This is a genomic window from Cupriavidus sp. 09_S30 (assembly GCF_056930435.1).
This window is the reverse complement of record NZ_JBXOWI010000001.1, coordinates 1,046,097-1,063,816: the sequence shown is the minus strand read 5'-3', so window position 1 is coordinate 1,063,816 and position 17,720 is coordinate 1,046,097. Positions and strand designations below refer to the sequence as shown.

Here is a 17,720-nt window from a genome sequence, read left to right as displayed (position 1 = left end):
GTCGGGATCCTCTGCACCAGCGGTGCGGATCATGCTACCGGATCAGCGCCGTCCGCGCCGACAGGTGCGCGGGCGTTCGCCGTGTCTTGGCGCGCGGCTGGCGCCGCGCCGCCGGTCAGTCCGGCACGTAGCCGTAAAGATTGCCGTCGCGCGTCTGCACCACCAGGGTCTGGCCGGCCAGCACCGGGGCCGCGCTGATCGCGCTGCCATCGGTCTTCATCCGCGCCACCTCCTGGCCGTCGTCGCGCGACAGGAAATGCACATAGCCTTCGAAATCGCCCATCACCACCGAGCGGCCCACCACGCTCGGCATGCCCAGGCGGCGGTACAGCAGTTGGTCGGCCTTCCAGCGCTCGTTGCCGTTCTGGCGGTCGAAGGCGTGGACTTCCGAGCGGTCGTCGCTGGCAAACAGCGTGGTCTCGTCCTGCGTCAGGCCGGTCGGCGAGGAGAAATCACGCCCCCACTGCGGCTGGCCATTCGCCAGCTCCAGGCAGGCCACCCGGCCCTGGAAGGTGGTCGCGCACACCTGGCGCCCCAGCACCATCGGCGTGCCGGTCACGTCGTTCAGGCGCTCGATCTCGGACACGCCCTTGGGATAGGAGATGGTGCTCTCCCATCGCAGCACGCCATTGGCCGGTGCCAGCACGCCGAGCTTGCCGCCCGGGAACCCCATCACGATGCCGTCGCCGGCGAACACCATGCCCATGCCGGCGCGCAGGTTCAGCGGCGCCTGCGAGCGCTGGTAGATCCAGCGGCGGTCGCCGCTCTGCGCGTCCAGGCCGAGCACCCGCGTATCGGTGGTGCGGACCACCACCAGACCGTTGCCGACCAGCGGCGTCGACAGCACCTCGCCGTTGACCTGCTTCTTCCAGATCTGCTTGCCGCTGTTGTCGAAGGCATAGACGACGCCCTTCTCGCCGGCCACCGCGGTCACGTTGCCGTCGCTGCCCGGGCCCGTGGTCAGGTCGATATCGGTCTCGGCCTCCCACAGCACGCGGCCGCTGGCGCCGTCGAACGCCTTCACCTTGCCGCCATTGGACGAGGCGTAGACGTTGCCCTCGGCCACGGCGGGCTGCAGCGTGTACGGCCCGCTCTTGCCGACGCCGGCCTTCCAGGCCTGGCGCACCGACAGCGTCGACGTGATCGGCTTGAGCTCGGCGGGCGGGTGCTTGTCTTCCTTGCTGAACAGCGAACAGCCGCCCAGCGCGGCCAGGCAGGCCCCGGCCACCACGGCGCGGGCGAACGCGCCGCGGCGCTGGCTGGGGACGACTCCGACTCCGAAAAGCAATGACGTCATAGGGTTCCGTTGTTGAATGGGTTGGAACGCGCCGCGCCGGCTCAGGCGGTGCCGAGCGCGTCCAGCTTGAACTGGATGATCTGCCGCATCGCGGCGTCACCGCTGCCAAGCTTGTCGAGCGCCTGCTGGTAGGCAGTACGGGCGTCGGCCCGCTTCTCCTGGGCGGCCAGCAGGTCGCCGCGGCGGTCAGCGTAGAGCGCCGCAAAGGCTGCCGGCGCCTCGCCGGCGAGCAGCGACAGCCCCTGGTCATACGCCTTTTCATCAAGCAGCACGCCGGCCAGGCGCACGCGCGCCAGGCTGGCATACTCGGCATTGCCGTGGTCGATCGCCCACTGCAGCTGCGCCTTGGCCGATGCGGAATCGCCGGCATCGTACAACACCTTGGCCGCCACCATGGCGGTCATCGGACCGTAGGCGGTCTTGCCGAACTTCCCTTCCAGGTCGCTGGCGGCGCGCTTGACCAGCGCCACGTCGCGGGCGTCGGCCCCCTTGAGCACCTGCTCATAGAGCACGGCGGCCTCGCCGGACTCCTTGCGCTGCCAGTACTTCCAGCCGTTCCAGCCCGCGAAGGCCAGCAGGCAGGCAATGACCAGCCAGGTCAGCGCATTGCCGTACTGGCGCCACCAGGCCTTGAGGCTCTCAAGCTGTTCCTGTTCTTCTAGATCGTAAGCCATGTCGAGGCGTCTACCGGAGAGAGTTTGTCGCGTTGGATGGGTGTCGATGGGCGCGCGCGGCGCCCTGTCCTGCTGGCCTGCGCCGCCTTACTCGGTGGCGCCGACCATGGCGTCGACCACGTAGTCGACCAGTTCTTCCAGCGGCACCGAAACCTGCTGCCCGCCGCCTTCGGCCTGCGCGCCGCTGCGCAGCTCCTTGACCTGCGCCACGCCGGCAGCGACCTCGTCCTCGCCAATGATAACGGCGTAGGCCGCACCGCTGCTGTCGGCACGTTTCATCTGCGACTTGAAGCTGCCGCTCTTGCCGTCGGTGGTGGCATGCAGCAGCACGTCCAGCCCGGTATCGCGCAGGCGCTCGGCCGCGATCATCGCGCGCTCGGCACCAGCCGTGCCCTGGTGCACCACATAGACGTCGCAGCCCTCGGCCTCCGGCACCAGGCCTTCCTCGCGGATCAGCTCGATGATGCGCTCGATGCCCATCGCCCAGCCGCAGGCCGGCGCCGGCTTGCCGCCCATCTGCGCGATCAGCGGGTCATAGCGGCCGCCGCCGGCGATGGTGCCCTGCGCGCCGAGCTTGTCGGTGATCCACTCGAACACGGTCAGGTTGTAGTAGTCCAGCCCGCGCACCAGGCGCGGGTTGATGGTGAACGGCACGTTGTTGGCCTTGAGCAGGCGCTGCACGCCCTCGAAGTGGGCCAGCGACTCCTCGCCGAGGAAGTCGATCAGCTTGGGCGCGTTCGACGCCATCTCCTGCAGGGCCGGATTCTTGGTATCCAGCACGCGCAGCGGATTGGTGTACAGGCGGCGCTTGCTGTCCTCGTCGAGGATGTCCTGGAAGCCTTCGAGATACTTGATCAGCTCTTCGCGGTGGGCGGCACGCTCGTGCGCCTGGCCGAGCGAGTTCAGCTCGAGCCGCACGCCGACCAGGCCGAGGTCGTCCCACAGCCGCTGGCACATCAGGATGATCTCGGCATCGACGTCGGGGCCGGCGAAGCCGAGCGCCTCGGCGCCGAGCTGGTGGAACTGGCGGTAGCGGCCGCGCTGCGGACGCTCATGGCGGAACATCGGGCCGGTGTACCAGAGCCGCTTCGGGCCGTCATACAGCAGGTTGTGCTCGATGGTGGCGCGCACCGCCGCCGCCGTGCCCTCGGGGCGCAGCGTCAGGTTCTCGCCGTTCAGCGCATCGGTGAAGGAGTACATTTCCTTCTCGACGATATCGGTCACTTCGCCGATGCCGCGCACGAACAGCTGCGTATGCTCGACGATGGGGGTGCGCAGCTGCTGGTAGCCGTAGGCGCGCAGCATGGCACGCGCGGCGTTCTCGAAATGCTCCCACAGCGCGGCGTCGGCGGGCAGCATGTCGTTCATGCCCTTCACGCCCTTGATGGCCTGCATCGGCTTGGCGGCCTTGCCGTTGGCCTCGGTATTGGCAGCGTTGGCAGCGACAGCCGCCTGATTCACGGATTCACTCATCTTGTCCAATCTTGCGCGCGGCGCCCTTCAGGCTGCCGCTTCGGTCGCCGCCTGCGCGGCATCCGGTCCATAGTGCGTGCGCACATATTCGTCGACGATGGCCTGGAACTCCTCGGCGATGCGCTCGCCGCGCAGCGTCTTCACCTTGACGCCGTCGACGAACACCGGTGCCGCCGGCGATTCGCCCGAGCCCGGCAGCGAGATGCCGATGTTGGCATGCTTGCTCTCGCCGGGACCGTTGACGATGCAGCCCATCACGGCCACGTCCATTTCCTCGACACCGGGGTAAGCAGTCTTCCACACCGGCATCTGCTCGCGCAGGTAGGACTGGATGCTGGCCGCCAGTTCCTGGAACACCGTACTGGTGGTGCGACCGCAACCCGGGCAGGCAATCACCATCGGGGTGAAGTTGCGCAGGCCCATGGTCTGCAGGATCTCCTGCCCCACGTAGACTTCCTTCTCGCGCGGCGCGCCCGGTTCGGGCGTCAGCGAGATGCGGATGGTGTCACCGATGCCTTCCTGCAGCAGCACCGACAGCGCCGCCGTCGAGGCCACGATGCCCTTGCTGCCCATGCCGGCCTCGGTCAGGCCCAGATGGAGCGCGTAGTCGCAGCGGCGTGCCAGTTCGCGGTAGACCGCGATCAGTTCCTGCACTTGCGAAACCTTGCACGACAGGATGATCTGGTCGCCGGACAGGCCGATCTCTTCGGCCTTCTTCGCCGACTCGATGGCCGAGGTGATCAGCGCCTCCACCATCACGCTCTGCGCGGGCCACGGCTCAGCACGGCCGGCGTTCTCGTCCATGATGCGGGCCAGCAGGTCCTGGTCCAGGCTGCCCCAGTTCACGCCGATGCGTACCGGCTTGTCGTAGCGGCAGGCCATCTCGATCATCTGCGCGAACTGCGTGTCGCGCTTGGCGCCCTGGCCGACGTTGCCGGGGTTGATGCGGTACTTCGACAGCGCCTCGGCGCAGGCCGGGTGGTCCTGCAGCAGCTTGTGGCCGTTGTAGTGGAAATCGCCCACCAGCGGCACGTTCACGTCCATGCGGTCGAGCTGCTCGCGGATGGCCGGCACGGCCGCCGCGGCTTCGGGCGTATTGACCGTGATGCGCACGATCTCGGAACCGGCGCGCGCCAGTTCCTTGATCTGGATGGCGGTGCCGATCGCGTCGACGGTGTCGGTGTTGGTCATCGACTGCACGCGCACCGGCGCGCCACCACCGATGGTGACGATATTGTCGCCCCATGCGATGCGCGCCTGGCGCGATTGCCGGCGCGGCAGCGGGCCGGGCAGTACCGGCATACAGGCCTGTTCGTTCATGGTAATTCCCACCTTGCTATACAGTTCGCCCGCGCCCTGTCCTCAGGGCAGCGTCAGGCGCGCCACGTTGTTGCGGTTGGCCGCCTGCAGGTCGACCGGCGTGCCGTTGCGGGTCATCGACCCGATACCCTTGACGTTGCCGATCACAACCTTGTACGGTGCTTCGCCGCCGCCGCTGACTTCCTGCCCGGCCTTGGCCGTACCGCCGAGCACGACCTTGCCGCGGCGATCGCGGATCTCGTACCAGGTGTCGGCCGCGAAGCGGATCTGCAGCTCGCCTGCGCCGGCCGGCACAGGCGTTGCCGCCGGGGCTGCCGGGGCTGCCGGGGCTGCCGGGGCTGCCGCGGTTGTAGCGGTTGTAGCGGTCGTAGCCGTTGCAGCGGTCGCCGCGGCCGGAGCCGGAGCCGGCGCTGCTGCGGCCGGGGCCGTCGGCGCACTGGCCACTCGGGCCGGGGCGGCGGCAGGCGCACTGGCTGCCGAGGTATCTTCGGACGGCGCGGGGCTGTCGGCTCCGCTCATCACCGGCGGCAGCGCCGCCGTCACCGTGCCGGTGGCCGCATCGCTCTGCGGCGGCGCGGGCTCATCGGCATGAGGTGCACTCATGGCGTCCTTGCGTGCTTCGAACCACTGTCGCGCATGGTCGAAGCCGAAATAGGCGCCGGCACCGATCACAACCACCACCAGCGCGAGCCAGACCCAGCGCCCGCCGGCACTGCGCGAGGCACCGGCACCGCGCGAGGCAAAGCGGCGGCGCTCATCGAAACTCTGGTTCAGGCCGCCGTCGCTGCGCGCGACCAGCTCGACCGTCGGTTCGGGCCTGGGCTGAAAGCGTGCCAACAGGGGATCGATGTCGACATGGAGCATGCGCGCATAGGCCCGCATCACGCCCTTGGCGAAAATGACATCGGGCAGCCCTTCAAGATGGCCTGCCTCGAGCGCGGCCAGCTTGCCCGCCGCCACCTTGAGCCGCGCGCTGACGTCCTCGACCGACAGGCGCTGCGCCTCGCGGGCCTCGGCCAATCGTGCTCCGATCTCGCGCGCGACCGCCTCGCGCTCGGCGCCCACGGCCGACGCCTGGCTGTCGACGCGCTCCCCCTGTTCACTCATTCCATGCTCCTTGTTCGTATGCAGCCAGTTCGGGCGACTCCGGGAAGCGGCTGCGCAACTGCGCGACCATCGCTTCCTGCGTGGCGGTGTCACCCTGGCGGTGAGCAATGCGCGCACCCAGCCAGAGGGATTGCGCGCTGGCGGCACTGCCACCGTTGACGCGCCCGACGGTCTGCCAGGCACGCTGGAAATCGCCGCGCTGGTAATACACCTGCGCGAGGTTGGTGAGCGCCGCCGCGTTGTTGCGGTCGTAGGCGAGCGCCTTCTGCAGGCTCTTTTCGGCGGAAGCCAGGTCGCCGCGGCGCAGCTGGCAGACGCCGAGGCTGATCTGCGGCTTGAGCGGGCCACTTGCCGACGGCGCAGCAGCGGCGCGCTCAAGCATCGGCACGGCGTCCTGGAAGCGACCGTTCTGGCACAGGAACCAGCCGTAGTTGTTCAGCAGGTCGCCGTCGTTCTCGCGCAGCGACACCGCGCTGCGGAAGCTCTGCTCGGCCAGCCCGCGTTCATTCATGTTCGCGTAGATGAGCGCGCGCACGTGGTAGGCGTCGGCCAGGCCGGGATCGATGGCGATGGCCTGCTGCGCCTCCTCCAGCGCGACGGTGTTCTGCCCCGCCTCCATGTAGTTGGTGGCCAACTGGAGGCGGATGATGGCGCGCCGCTTGAGTTCAGCCGGGCTGTTTGCGGCCTGTGCGTCCTGCCCCGGCACGCGCGGCGCCTGGCAGGCAGTCAGCATCACCAGCCCCAGCAGGGCCGCGATCAACAGGCGCATCATGCAGGGCGAACCTCCCGGGACTGCCCGTCACCGCCGACGGCCGCGGCCGGCACGATCGGGGTGATCTTGCCGAACTTACCGCGCTCGGCCAGGCGGGTGCGGTCCTTGACCTCGCCCGCCAACTGCCCGCAAGCGGCGTCGATATCGTCACCGCGCGTCTTGCGGATGGTGGTGACGATGCCCGCATCCATCAGCACCTGCGCAAAGCGGCGGATCTGCTCGTTATTGGAGCGCTTGAGCCCGGATTCCGGGAAGGGGTTGAAGGGAATCAGGTTGAACTTGCATGGCACGTCGGCCACCAGCTTCAACAGTTCCCGCGCATGCTCGACGCCGTCGTTGACGCCATCCAGCATGCAGTATTCGAAGGTGATGAAATCGCGCGGCGCGAACTCCAGGTAGCGGCGGCATGCCGCCATCAGCTCGGCCAGCGGGTACTTCTTGTTCAGCGGCACCAGCATGTCGCGCAGCGCGTCGTTGGATGCGTGCAGCGACACCGCCAGCGCGACCGGCAGGTCGTGGGCCAGGCGATCCATCATCGGCACCACGCCGGAGGTGGACAGCGTGACACGGCGGCGCGACAGGCCGTAGGCGTTGTCGTCCAGCATCAGGCGCATGGCAGGCACGACCTGGTCGTAGTTCAGCAGCGGTTCGCCCATGCCCATCATCACCACATTGGAGATGACGCGGTCGTCCTTGGGGCCGCGGCCCAGCCTGGCGCGCATGGCGAACTCCGCCATCCACAGCTGGCCGATGATCTCACCGGTGCTCAGGTTGCGCGAAAAGCCCTGCTTGCCGGTGGAGCAGAAGCGGCAGTTGACGGCGCAGCCTGCCTGCGAGGAAACGCACAGCGTGCCACGCGTTTCCTCGGGGATGTACACCGTCTCCACCGCGTCGCCGGCGCCGACATCGATCAGCCACTTGCGCGTGCCGTCCGCCGACTCATGGTCGGTGATGACCGCGGGCGCGCGGATCTCGGCTCGCGTGGCGAGCTTCTCGCGCAGCGATTTGGCGAGATCCGACATGGCGTCGAAGCGGCTGGCACCGAACTGGTGGATCCAGCGCTGCAGCTGCCGCGCACGAAACGGCTTCTCGCCGAGCTCACCGCAATAGGCGGTGAGCGCGTCCGCATCCATGTCGAGCAGGTTAACGAGATCGTTCATGAGGGCAGCTTGGTGTTGCTTGACTGGCGTTTCGAATCGTTCCGAGCGCTTTGAGTCTAGACCTAGACCTGGGGTCCAGGCGAGACAATCAGCGGCCGTATACGTTCATGCCCGGGAAGAAGAAAGCCACTTCCACGGCAGCGGTTTCCGCCGCATCCGAACCGTGCACGGCGTTCGCGTCGATGCTGTCGGCGAAGTCAGCGCGGATGGTGCCCTTCTCGGCCTTCTTGGGGTCGGTGGCGCCCATCAGGTCGCGGTTCTTGGCGATGGCGTTCTCGCCTTCCAGCGCCTGGATCATGACCGGGCCGGAGACCATGAAGTCGACCAGATCCTTGAAGAAGGGGCGCTCCTTGTGCACGGCATAGAACTGCTCGGCTTCGCCGCGCGACAGGTGCACCATCTTGGCTGCCACGACCTTCAGGCCGGCGGCCTCGAAACGAGCATAGATCTGGCCGATGACGTTCTTGGCCACGGCATCCGGCTTGATAATCGAGAGGGTGCGTTCGATCGCCATAAAAACTCCGAAAAATGAAGGGGTTACAATTGGATTGAACCCGCAATTCTAGCACGAGACCGTGACCGCAAGGCGCAAGACGCCGCGCGGCGTTAGACGTCGCGAAGGCACCGGGCTTTGCCTCTTATAGCATACATTTAGGTGCACCCATGATTGTCGGGAACAGATTGGCACATTGCACGCTCCAACGCAGACAGGAGTGAAGGTCTCGGCACTTTAAAGTGCCGAATTCGTCGCCCCTCCCCTTGCAATTCGGGCTACGCGATGCCACATTGCCACTGTGCCGGCCCGGGGTCGCCCCGGCGCCTCACCATTCGAGACAGGAGTCACCATGGATAACAAGCTGAACACCTACGGTTTCGGCAATGCAGGAAGCGTCACCGACGTCGCGGTGCGTAACCGGGTCTTGCGCAACACTTACTGGCTGCTGGCCATTTCGATGATCCCGACGGTGCTCGGCGCCTGGATCGGTGTCGTCAGCGGCTTCAGCCTGATGGCCGGCCGCTCCGGCCTGTCGCTGATCCTCTTCCTCGGCATCGCCTTCGCCTTCTTTTATGGCATCGAGAAGACCAAGAACAGCGGCATGGGCGTGGCCCTGCTGCTGGCCTTCACCTTCTTCATGGGGCTGATGCTGTCCCGCCTGATCGGCGCCACGCTGCAGTTCTCCAACGGCCCAGCACTGATCATGTATGCCTTCGGCGGCACGGCAGCCGTGTTTGGCGCCATGGCGACCGTGGCAACGGTGAGCAAGCGGGATTTCTCCGGCCTGGGCAAGTTCCTCTTCGTCGGCGTGATCCTGCTGCTGCTGGCCAGCGTGGCCAATATCTGGCTGCAACTGCCGTCGCTGATGATCACCGTGTCGGTCATCGCCATCGGCATCTTCTCGGCCTACATCCTGTTCGATGTGCAGCGCGTGGTCAACGGCGGCGAGACCAACTACGTGACCGCCACGCTGGCGATCTACCTGGACGTCTACAACGTCTTCGCCAACCTGCTGGCGCTGCTCGGCATCTTCGGCGGCAACCGGGACTGACGCTCGCGGCAGACACCCGCAAACAGAAAGAGCCGGCATCTGCCGGCTCTTTTTTTGCCCGTGCTGCCCGCGCAGCCTCAGCCGCGCTCGAACACCGCGATGGACTCGACGTGCGAGGTATGCGGGAACATGTTGACCACGCCGGCGCCGGCCAGGCGGTAGCCCGCCTCGTGCACCAGCAGGCCGGCATCGCGGGCCAGGGTGGCGGGGTTGCAGGAAACATAGACGATGCGCGCGGGCAGCACGTCGCTGCCCTGCTGCGCCAGATCGCCAAGCGCCTTGCACACCGCCAGAGCGCCTTCGCGCGGCGGATCCACCAGCCAGCGGTCGAAACGGCCGAGCGCCGCGATGTCGGCGGCCTCCACCTCGAACAGGTTGCGGCAGGCGAACTCGGTCTTGTGGTCCAGCCCGTTGACCTTGGCATTGGCCAGCGCACGCGTGGTCAGCGCCTCGCTGCCTTCGATGCCCATCACCGAGCTGCCCTGGGTGGCCAGCGGCAGCGTGAAATTGCCGATGCCGCAGAACAGGTCGAGCAAGCGGTCGCCCGGCTTGGCATCCAGCAGGCGCAGCGCCCGGCTGATCAGCACCCGGTTGATCTGGTGATTGACCTGGGTGAAGTCGGTGGGCTTGAACGGCATGCGAATGCCGAATTCCGGCAAGGTATAGGCCAGCTCGCGATCCAGCGGATAGAACGGCACAACGGTATCCGGACCCTTGGGCTGCAGCCAGAACTGCACGCCGTGGCGATCGGCGAACGCGCGCAGCAGATCATGGTCCGCCTCATTGAGCGGCTCCAGCACACGCAGCACGAGCGCCGTCACATCGGAGCCCACGGCCAGCTCGATCTGCGGCATGCGGTCGCGGATCGACAGCCCGGCGACCAGGTCGCGCAGCGGCACCAGCAGGGCCGACACATGCGGTGGCAGCACTTCGCAGCGCGTCATGTCGGCCACGTAGCTGCTCTTGCGCTCATGGAAGCCAACCAGCACCCCGCCCTTCTTGACCACATCGCGCACCGTCAGGCGCGCGCGGTAGCGGTAGCCCCAGTCGGGACCGGCGATCGGACGGAACACCACATCCGGCCGGACCTTGGACAGATGCCAGAGGTTATCCTCCAGGATGCGCTGCTTGATCGCCAGCTGCGCGCGCGAATCCAGGTGCTGCATCGAGCATCCGCCACACACGCCGAAATGCTGGCAACCCGGCTTGACGCGCATCACGGACGCCTGCTTCACCTCGACCAGATGCGCCTGCTCGTAGCTGGGCTTGCGGCGATAGCTGCGATAGCTGACCGTTTCGCCCGGCAGCGCGCCCTCGACGAAGATCACCTTGCCCGGCGTACCGTCCTCATTCACGAGGCGGCCGACGCCACGCGCCTCCATATCGAGGCTGTCGATCTGCACGGTTGGGTCGGCGGCGGGCGCCGGCGCGGCGGAAGCGGCGCCAGCGGCACCCGGAGAAGGCTTGGCTTGTGAAGAGGACACGGCTTGAGACACCAGGGAAGCTGTCGTATTGTTTTGCGAAAGCGCGATTGTAGTCCAGTCGAGGCCCGGTCGCGCCGTTCTCAGGCCAAGGCCGAGGGAGTGCATCATGGAACTGATCAACTGGAACATCCAGTGGGGCCGCGGCGCCGATGGCAGAGTCGACCTGGCCCGTACGGTGCAGGTCCTGCGCGCGATGGCGGATGCCGACGTGCTGTGCCTGCAGGAAGTCACGCGAGGTTTCGGCGAACTGGCCGGGAGCCCCGGCCAGGACCAGGTGGCCGAGCTCGCGGCGCTGCTGCCCGACTATCGCCTGCTTTACGCGCCGGGCGTCGACCGCTTCGACGACGATGGCAGGCCGAAACAGTTCGGCAACCTGATCGCCACCCGTCTGCCTGTACGCGAAGTGTTTCGCCGCACCCTGCCGTGGCCCGCCGATCCCAGCGTCGCTTCGATGCCGCGCGTGGCGCTGGAGGCCACGCTGATCGCCGGCACCCATCGGCTGCGCGTGATCTGCACGCACCTGGAATACTATTCGGCAGCGCAGCGGCTTGCCCAGGCCGAGGCGCTGCGGGGCTGGCATCAACAGGCTTGCGCGCATGCGCGCCACCCGGGCCTGGCCGAGAGCCGCCCCGGGCCGTTCACGCCCGAGGCGCGGCCATCGGCGGCGGTCCTGTGCGGCGACTTCAACTGCCATCCCGATGACCCGGCGCTGCGGCACCTGCTGGCGCCGTTCGAGGGCGGCACGCCGGCCTGGCGCGACGCATGGCTGCAAACCCATCCTGGCCAGCAGCACGCCCCCACCTGCGCACTCTATGACAAGGAGCAGTGGCCGGAGCCGCCGTTCGCCTGCGACTTCATGCTGGTGACGGAAGACCTGCTGAACAGCGTCGTGCGCTGCGAGGTGAACGGCGACACGTCCGCGTCAGACCACCAGCCCGTGCGCCTCACGCTGGCCCTCTGAGCGGATGGACGCAGCGGAATGCGGGCCGGCCCTCAGTAGTCGGCCTCTTCTTCCTCGCCACCGGCATGCAGCGGCGTCACGCGGAAGGCGCGCAGATACTCCATCCACTGCGGGCCGGGCAGTTCGGCCAGCGACTCCTGCACGAACTCGACTTCGCGGTCGAACTCCTTCGCGGTGAAGCCGCCGCGCATGAGCTGGAAACGGCAGTACACCAGGTAGGTGTTGACGACGTCGGTCTCGCAATAGGCGCGGATCTCATCGAGCTGCCCATCCTGGAAAGCCTGCCAGACCTTGCTGCCGTCCATCCCCATCTTGCCCGGGAAGCCGCACAGCTTGGCCAGCTCGTCGAGCGGCGCGGAGGCGCGCGGCTGGTACATCGCGAGCAGGTCCATCAGGTCCAGGTGCCGCATGTGGTAGCGGCTGATGTAGTTGTTCCACTTGAAGTCGCGGCTGTCGTCGTCACGCCCCTCGCCCATTTCCCAGTAGCGCGGCGCGGTCACGCCATGCACCAGTCCGCGGTAGTGCAGCACGGGCAGGTCGAAGCCGCCGCCGTTCCACGACACCAGTTGCGGGCTGTAGCGGGCGATCAGGTCGTAGAACTTCTGGATCAGCACCGCCTCGCCGTCGTCCGGCGAACCGAGCGAGCCGACATGAAAGACGGCGCTGCCGTCGCGCTGGTTGCGCCGCAGGACGCAGGAAATCGCCACCACGCGCTGCAGGTAGTGCGGCAGGAAATCGCTGCCGGTCTTCTCGCGGCGCGCCGCGAAGGCCAACTCGGCGACTTCGGCGTCGCTGAGCGAATCGGGATGGTCATTGAGCCGGCGCAGGCCGGCGACATCGGGAATAGTCTCGATGTCAAATACCAAAACAGGGGTCACAGAACTGCGTCCTTGCGCACGCCTTGGGAGGCGAAGTGCCGCTTGAGCTTGACCAGCGCTTCCTGCTGGATCTGGCGCACGCGCTCGCGCGTCAGCCCCATTTCCTCGGCGAGCTCCTCGAGCGTGGCCGGCTCGATGTGGTTGAGGCCGAAGCGGCGCTCCACCACATAGCGGTGTTTCTCGGAAAGCCGTGCGAGCCACAGCTTCATCAGGTTTTCCAGCTCGCGGTGCGCCACCTCCTGGTCCGGCGCCGCATTGTGCTCGTCGGAGAGGAAATCGAGCAGGCTGGAACCGGGATCCAGGTCGAACGGCGTGTCCAGCGAGGTGGTGTGCTCGTTGAGCGCCAGCACGTCCTGTACCTCGTCGGCCGTCTTGCCCAGCAGGTGGGCGATGTCCTCGAGGCTGGCATCGCGCCCGTCGGTGCCGCTCTTCTCCAGATGGCGCTTGGCGCGCAGCACCTGGTTCAACTCGCGGATCACGTGCACGGGCAAGCGCACCGTGCGCGCCTGGTTCATGATCGCGCGCTCGATGCTCTGGCGGATCCACCAGGTGGCATAGGTGGAAAAGCGGAAGCCGCGCGATGGATCGAACTTCTCGATGGCATGCATCAGCCCGAGGTTGCCCTCCTCGATCAGGTCGAGCAGTGGCACACCGCGGTTGAGATAACCCTTGGCGATGCTGACCACCAGGCGCAGGTTGCGCTCGATCATCACCTGGCGCGCGGAAAAGTCGCCATCCTTGGCCAGGGTGGAAAAATGCAGTTCCTCGGGTGCCGACAGCAGCGGCTTGATGCTGATCCGGTTCAGATAGTGCTGGACGGTATCCGCCGCGAGTTCGGTGTGCAGCACGGAGCGGAAGTCATCGTGCTCGGCGGACGCTTCGCCGCTCTCCTCGCCTTCTTCCTCTTCCTCGCGCTCCTCGTCGTCGTCGCGGATGGACCCTTCGGCATCGTCGCCCAGAATTTCGCCAGTGCCGAGCGCGCCGTCACCGGCGGCAATGGGATCGTCGGCGAGGGGGACAAGTTCGGCCGCCGCGTCCAGTTCCGGGCCGAAGGTTTCGGCCTGGGGCTCGACCGCCGCCACGCCAGCCTTCACTTCCGGCTGCTTGGGACGGCGGGTCCTGCTGGCGGTTCCGGATGAGACGGTTTTCTGGCGTGGCATGAAACCTCACTGTGGCGGCAAATAGCGCATCGGGTCAACCGGCTTCCCGTTCTTGCGAACCTCGAAATGGAGCTTGACACGGTCGGCGTCCGTGCTGCCCATTTCTGCGATCCTCTGACCCTTGCGAACCGTCGACTGCTCAGCCACAAGAACCTTGTCGTTGTAGCCGTAGGCAGTTAGATATGTCTCGTTGTGCTTGATGATGACAAGATTCCCGTAGCCGCGCAAGGGGCCCACATGAATCACGCGGCCATCATCGGCAGCCAGCACGGGATCGCCCCGCTTGCCGGCAATATCGATGCCTTTGTTACCTTTTTCATCGAATCGGGCAAGCACCTGACCGGTTGCCGGCCAGACCAGCTTGACACTGCCGTCGGCAGCCGGCTGCGAGGCGGCGGCGGCCGGCTGTGACGTGCTGGCCGGCGGCGTTGTCGCCACCGGCGGCAGCGGCTTGGCCTGGTCGATCGGCTGCGCCTGCACACCGCCCGGGACGACCGGCGCGGTCGACACGCCCTGCGGCGTGCCGGGTTCGACGCCGGGGGGCACCACCCGCAGCATCTGGCCGACTTCGATCTGGTTCACGTTCGCGAGATTGTTCCAGGCCGCCACATCGCGATAGGACTGGCCGTTCTCCAGCGCGATCCGGTACAGGGTATCGCCGCGCTTGACCCGATAGTATCCGGGCGGGGGCGGCTCAAGCGGCGCCGCGGCCGCGGCGGTCGACGTCTTGTCGACCACTGGAGCCGGCATCGGCGACGAGGCGCAGGCCGCCAGCAACCCGATCAGCGAGGAAGCGAGGGCGAGACGCCCGGCGCGGGCGATAGGTTCCGATTTCACGATGTTGTGCATAGTTCGACTCAGATGGTGCCCGATTTTAAGGGCACAAAGAATACGGCTTCAAGCGCGGTCCGGTGAAAGCGATGCCGGTTGCGGCGCTCGATCAGCAGGAGCTGCTGCGTCACGGTCTGCCCTGGCCCGCCGGCTGGCGGCACCACCGCCACCGGCGCGATCAGGCGCCCGCCGACAGCCAGCTGCTCGAGCAAAGCCTGCGGCACCTCCATGCCCGCCGCCGCCAGGATGATGGCGGAAAACGGCGCGACCTGCGGCAGGCCCAGCATGCCGTCGCCATAGTGCAAGCGCAGATTTGGCACGCGCAGCGGCCGCAAGTTCGCTTTGGCCTGCTCATGCAGCGGGCGGATCCGTTCGATCGAGAAAACCTCGCTGGCCACCAGGCTCAGCACGGCGGCCTGGTAGCCGCAGCCGGTGCCGATCTCCAGCACGCGGCCCAGCGGCTGATCGGGAGCCAGCTCCTCGCGCAGCAGTTCGATCATCCGCGCCACCACCGAGGGCTTCGAGATGGTCTGCTGGTGTCCGATCGGCAGCGCGGCATCCTCGTAAGCCTGCGAAGCCAGGCCGGGGTCGACGAACAGATGACGCGGCACCGCGCCGATGGCATTGAGCACGCGCTCATCGCGAATGCCGCCGGCGCGAAGCCGCGCGGCCAGCGCGCCGCGCGCGCGATCCGATGCCATGCCGCCGCCGCCCGCGGTCGCCGCCGTCGCGCGTGCCTCCACGGCGCTGCCCGGCGCCACGACGGGCGCCACCGGCTTGGCGCCGGCCTTGGCCGCGGCCCCGGCTCGCGTGCCGCCGACTGCCGGCATGCCGGCAGTGCGCGCCGGGGCCGGCTTGCGCTCGACCACGGCGTCCAGCGACAGGGGAAACTTCGGGCGGCGCGTTGTGGAATTCATGGGTACAGCAGGCAGCGTGCGAACACTGTCGGAACGCCTATTGCAGCCACTGGCTAAGCTGGTCCAGTTGGCCGCGGTGGGTGAGATCGAGTTGCAGCGGGGTGAGCGAGATGAAGCCGTTGGCGGCGGCGTGGAAATCCGTGCCCTCGCTGGCATCGCGTGCGTCGCCCGAGGGTCCGATCCAGTAATTGGTTTCGCCGCGCGGGTTCACCTGCGTGATCACCGGCTGCGACGGATGGCGCTTGCCCAGCCGCGTCGCCCGGTAGCCGCGCAGATGCTCGTATGGCAGGTTCGGGATATTGACGTTGAGCAGGAAGGGCTCCTTGGGCGGATGCGCGATGGCACGCTCCACGATGGTACGCGCCACGCGCGCCGCCGCGTCGAGCTGGTCCCAGCCCTTGTCCACCTGCGAGAAGGCGATGGAAGGAATACCGAACAGGTAACCCTCGATGGCAGCGGCGACGGTGCCCGAGTAGAGTACGTCCTCGCCCATGTTCTGCCCCTGGTTGATGCCGGACACCACCAGGTCGGGCTTTTCCTGCAGCAGGCCCGTCAGCGCGATGTGGACGCAGTCCGTCGGCGTGCCGTTGACGAAGCGGAAGCCCTTCTGCACGCCTTCCCGCGCTTCGTAGATCGACAACGGCCTCTGCAGTGTCAGCGAATTCGATGCCCCGCTGTGGTTCTGCTCGGGTGCGATCACCGTGACCCGCGCGAGCGGCGTCAGTGCGGCATGCAATGCCGCGAGCCCTGGCGCGAGGTAGCCGTCGTCGTTTGCGAGAAGGATATGCATGGGCGCGATTGTACCCGACACGGCGACGCCTCGCGGCCCCGAAACGCCCCTCCCGGGCGCCCGCAGATTCGGCAAAAGCGGCACTGGCCCGGCCGAGTCGCAAGCCGTGGAACGCCATCCCGAACCAGCACCCGGCAGCCTCCCGCCAGGCACCGCCGTCGCGACGGCACGGAACAGAACGACCGTGCTATTTTGCGCTACACTTGCTCTGCCCTGCCGCGCGGCCGCGCGAGCGTGCCAGAGACACCAACACCGGAGACAAGATGAAAGCCGTACTGTGCAAAGCCTGGGGACCGCCCGATTCCCTCACCATCGAGACCCTGCCCGACCTGGTGCCCGGCGCCGGGGAAGTGGTCATCGACGTCAAGGCCGCGGGAGTCAATTTTCCCGACGTGCTCATCATCCAGAACAAGTACCAGGCCAAGCCGGCGCTGCCCTTCTCGCCGGGCTCGGAGCTGGCCGGCGTGGTCAATGCCGTCGGCGAAGGCGTGACACACGTCAAGCCGGGCGACAAGGTGATCGCCTACCTGGGCAACGGCGCCTTCGCCTCCCAGGCCAAGGCGCCGGCCAGCGCCGTGGTGCCGATGCCCCCGGGTATCGACTTCGATACGGCGGCGGCTTTCACCCTGACCTATGGCACCTCGCACCACGCGGTGGTCGACCGCGGCGAACTGAAGGCCGGCCAGACCATGCTGGTGCTGGGCGCAGCGGGCGGCGTGGGCCTGGCGGCGATCGAGATCGGCAAGGCCATCGGCGCGCGCGTGATCGCCGCGGCCTCGACCGACGAGAAGCTCGCGGTGTGCAAGGAACACGGTGCCGACGCGCTGATCAACTACAGCACCGAGGACCTGCGCGAGCGCGTCAAGGCACTGACCGACGGCAAGGGGCCCGATGTCATCTATGACCCGGTCGGCGGCATCTATGCCGAGCCGGCCTTCCGTTCCATCGGCTGGCGCGGCCGTTACCTGGTGATCGGCTTCGCCAATGGCGAGATCCCGAAGATCCCGCTGAACCTCGCCTTGCTCAAGGGCGCCTCGCTGGTCGGCGTGTTCTGGGGCGACTTCGTACGGCGCGAGCCCAAGGCCAACCAGGCCAATATGGCGCAGATGCTGGGCTGGATGAAGGAAGGCAAGATCCGCCCCCACATCTCGGCGCGCTATCCGCTGGAGCAGGCCCCCCAGGCGCTCAAGGACATGGAAGCGCGCAAGGTGACGGGCAAGATCGTCATCGTCCCCTGAGCCATCCGCCGCGCAAGCTGCGCGGCGGCCCCGCCCCGGCGGGGCCAATGAAGTCTCCTGCCCCGCGGCAGACCGCGGGGCGGCCGGCGGCACCGGATCCCGGCGCCGCCC

Annotated in this window: 17 protein-coding genes; 3 read left to right on the top strand and 14 right to left on the bottom strand. The window is 67.4% G+C overall.

All coding sequences use genetic code 11. The annotated features are described in order from the left end of the window. Positions 1 to 115: 115 nt before the first annotated feature. From bamB to ndk, 8 genes are all read right to left on the bottom strand, one after another. Entirely contained in the window at positions 116 to 1,297 is a 1,182-nt protein-coding gene (bamB, locus tag AC1Z3O_RS04995; protein WP_483514011.1) for an outer membrane protein assembly factor BamB, read from the bottom strand. A 41-nt stretch (positions 1,298 to 1,338) separates the two neighbouring features. After that, on the bottom strand, positions 1,339 to 1,971 hold the full coding sequence (locus AC1Z3O_RS04990; RefSeq protein WP_483514009.1) for a YfgM family protein: 633 nt from the start codon (positions 1,969 to 1,971) through the stop codon (positions 1,339 to 1,341). Positions 1,972 to 2,058: 87 nt separating this feature from the next. After that, a complete protein-coding gene (gene hisS / locus AC1Z3O_RS04985) occupies positions 2,059 to 3,366 on the bottom strand; it encodes a histidine--tRNA ligase (RefSeq protein ID WP_483517520.1) in 1,308 nt (435 codons plus the stop codon). Between the two features lie 105 nt (positions 3,367 to 3,471). Next, entirely contained in the window at positions 3,472 to 4,764 is a 1,293-nt protein-coding gene (gene ispG / locus AC1Z3O_RS04980; RefSeq protein ID WP_483514007.1) for a flavodoxin-dependent (E)-4-hydroxy-3-methylbut-2-enyl-diphosphate synthase, read from the bottom strand. A gap of 42 nt (positions 4,765 to 4,806) precedes the next feature. Further along, positions 4,807 to 5,871 carry a helix-turn-helix domain-containing protein gene (locus AC1Z3O_RS04975; RefSeq protein ID WP_483514005.1) on the bottom strand — a complete coding sequence of 355 codons (1,065 nt, stop codon included), beginning with the start codon at positions 5,869 to 5,871 and terminating at the stop codon, positions 4,807 to 4,809. Further along, complete coding sequence (pilW, locus tag AC1Z3O_RS04970) at positions 5,864 to 6,643, bottom strand: type IV pilus biogenesis/stability protein PilW (protein WP_483514003.1); 780 nt, start codon at positions 6,641 to 6,643, stop codon at positions 5,864 to 5,866. The genes AC1Z3O_RS04975 and pilW overlap by 8 nt, the downstream gene beginning before the upstream one ends. Next, a complete protein-coding gene (gene rlmN / locus AC1Z3O_RS04965; protein ID WP_483514001.1) occupies positions 6,640 to 7,803 on the bottom strand; it encodes a dual-specificity RNA methyltransferase RlmN in 1,164 nt (387 codons plus the stop codon). Before rlmN ends, pilW begins: the two co-directional genes overlap by 4 nt. Before the next feature lie 88 nt (positions 7,804 to 7,891). Continuing rightward, positions 7,892 to 8,317: a nucleoside-diphosphate kinase gene (ndk, locus tag AC1Z3O_RS04960; protein ID WP_483513999.1), complete on the bottom strand. Its 426-nt coding sequence runs from the start codon at positions 8,315 to 8,317 to the stop codon at positions 7,892 to 7,894. Positions 8,318 to 8,648: 331 nt separating this feature from the next. Between ndk and AC1Z3O_RS04955 the strand changes: the two genes are divergently transcribed. Further along, positions 8,649 to 9,350: a Bax inhibitor-1/YccA family protein gene (locus tag AC1Z3O_RS04955; protein ID WP_483513998.1), complete on the top strand. Its 702-nt coding sequence runs from the start codon at positions 8,649 to 8,651 to the stop codon at positions 9,348 to 9,350. Positions 9,351 to 9,427: 77 nt separating this feature from the next. Here the strand turns inward: AC1Z3O_RS04955 and rlmD are convergent, their stop codons facing one another. Next, positions 9,428 to 10,732, bottom strand: coding sequence for a 23S rRNA (uracil(1939)-C(5))-methyltransferase RlmD (gene rlmD, locus AC1Z3O_RS04950; RefSeq protein WP_483517519.1), 1,305 nt, complete (start codon positions 10,730 to 10,732; stop codon positions 9,428 to 9,430). Positions 10,733 to 10,940: 208 nt separating this feature from the next. On the opposite strand from rlmD, the gene AC1Z3O_RS04945 reads away from it, so the two are divergent. Beyond that, positions 10,941 to 11,795, top strand: coding sequence for an endonuclease/exonuclease/phosphatase family protein (locus AC1Z3O_RS04945; protein ID WP_483513997.1), 855 nt, complete (start codon positions 10,941 to 10,943; stop codon positions 11,793 to 11,795). A gap of 32 nt (positions 11,796 to 11,827) precedes the next feature. Here the strand turns inward: AC1Z3O_RS04945 and AC1Z3O_RS04940 are convergent, their stop codons facing one another. Genes AC1Z3O_RS04940 through surE form a run of 5 tightly spaced genes read right to left on the bottom strand, consistent with a single transcriptional unit; the run spans position 11,828 to position 16,371 of the window. Continuing rightward, positions 11,828 to 12,673 (bottom strand): 3'-5' exonuclease, encoded by an 846-nt coding sequence (locus AC1Z3O_RS04940; protein WP_483513996.1) that lies wholly within the window; start codon positions 12,671 to 12,673, stop codon positions 11,828 to 11,830. Continuing rightward, on the bottom strand, positions 12,670 to 13,833 hold the full coding sequence (gene rpoS, locus AC1Z3O_RS04935) for an RNA polymerase sigma factor RpoS (RefSeq protein ID WP_483513995.1): 1,164 nt from the start codon (positions 13,831 to 13,833) through the stop codon (positions 12,670 to 12,672). Before rpoS ends, AC1Z3O_RS04940 begins: the two co-directional genes overlap by 4 nt. Positions 13,834 to 13,839: 6 nt before the next feature. Further along, a complete protein-coding gene (locus AC1Z3O_RS04930) occupies positions 13,840 to 14,682 on the bottom strand; it encodes a peptidoglycan DD-metalloendopeptidase family protein (protein ID WP_483513993.1) in 843 nt (280 codons plus the stop codon). An 8-nt stretch (positions 14,683 to 14,690) separates the two neighbouring features. Beyond that, a complete protein-coding gene (locus AC1Z3O_RS04925; RefSeq protein WP_483513992.1) occupies positions 14,691 to 15,581 on the bottom strand; it encodes a protein-L-isoaspartate(D-aspartate) O-methyltransferase in 891 nt (296 codons plus the stop codon). A 37-nt stretch (positions 15,582 to 15,618) separates the two neighbouring features. After that, positions 15,619 to 16,371, bottom strand: a complete 753-nt coding sequence (gene surE / locus AC1Z3O_RS04920) for a 5'/3'-nucleotidase SurE (RefSeq protein ID WP_483513990.1) — start codon at positions 16,369 to 16,371, stop codon at positions 15,619 to 15,621. Between the two features lie 263 nt (positions 16,372 to 16,634). Here surE and AC1Z3O_RS04915 point away from each other — a divergent pair, with 263 nt between their 5' ends. After that, entirely contained in the window at positions 16,635 to 17,609 is a 975-nt protein-coding gene (locus AC1Z3O_RS04915) for an NADPH:quinone oxidoreductase family protein (RefSeq protein ID WP_483513989.1), read from the top strand. The last annotated feature ends 111 nt before the right edge of the window (positions 17,610 to 17,720 follow it).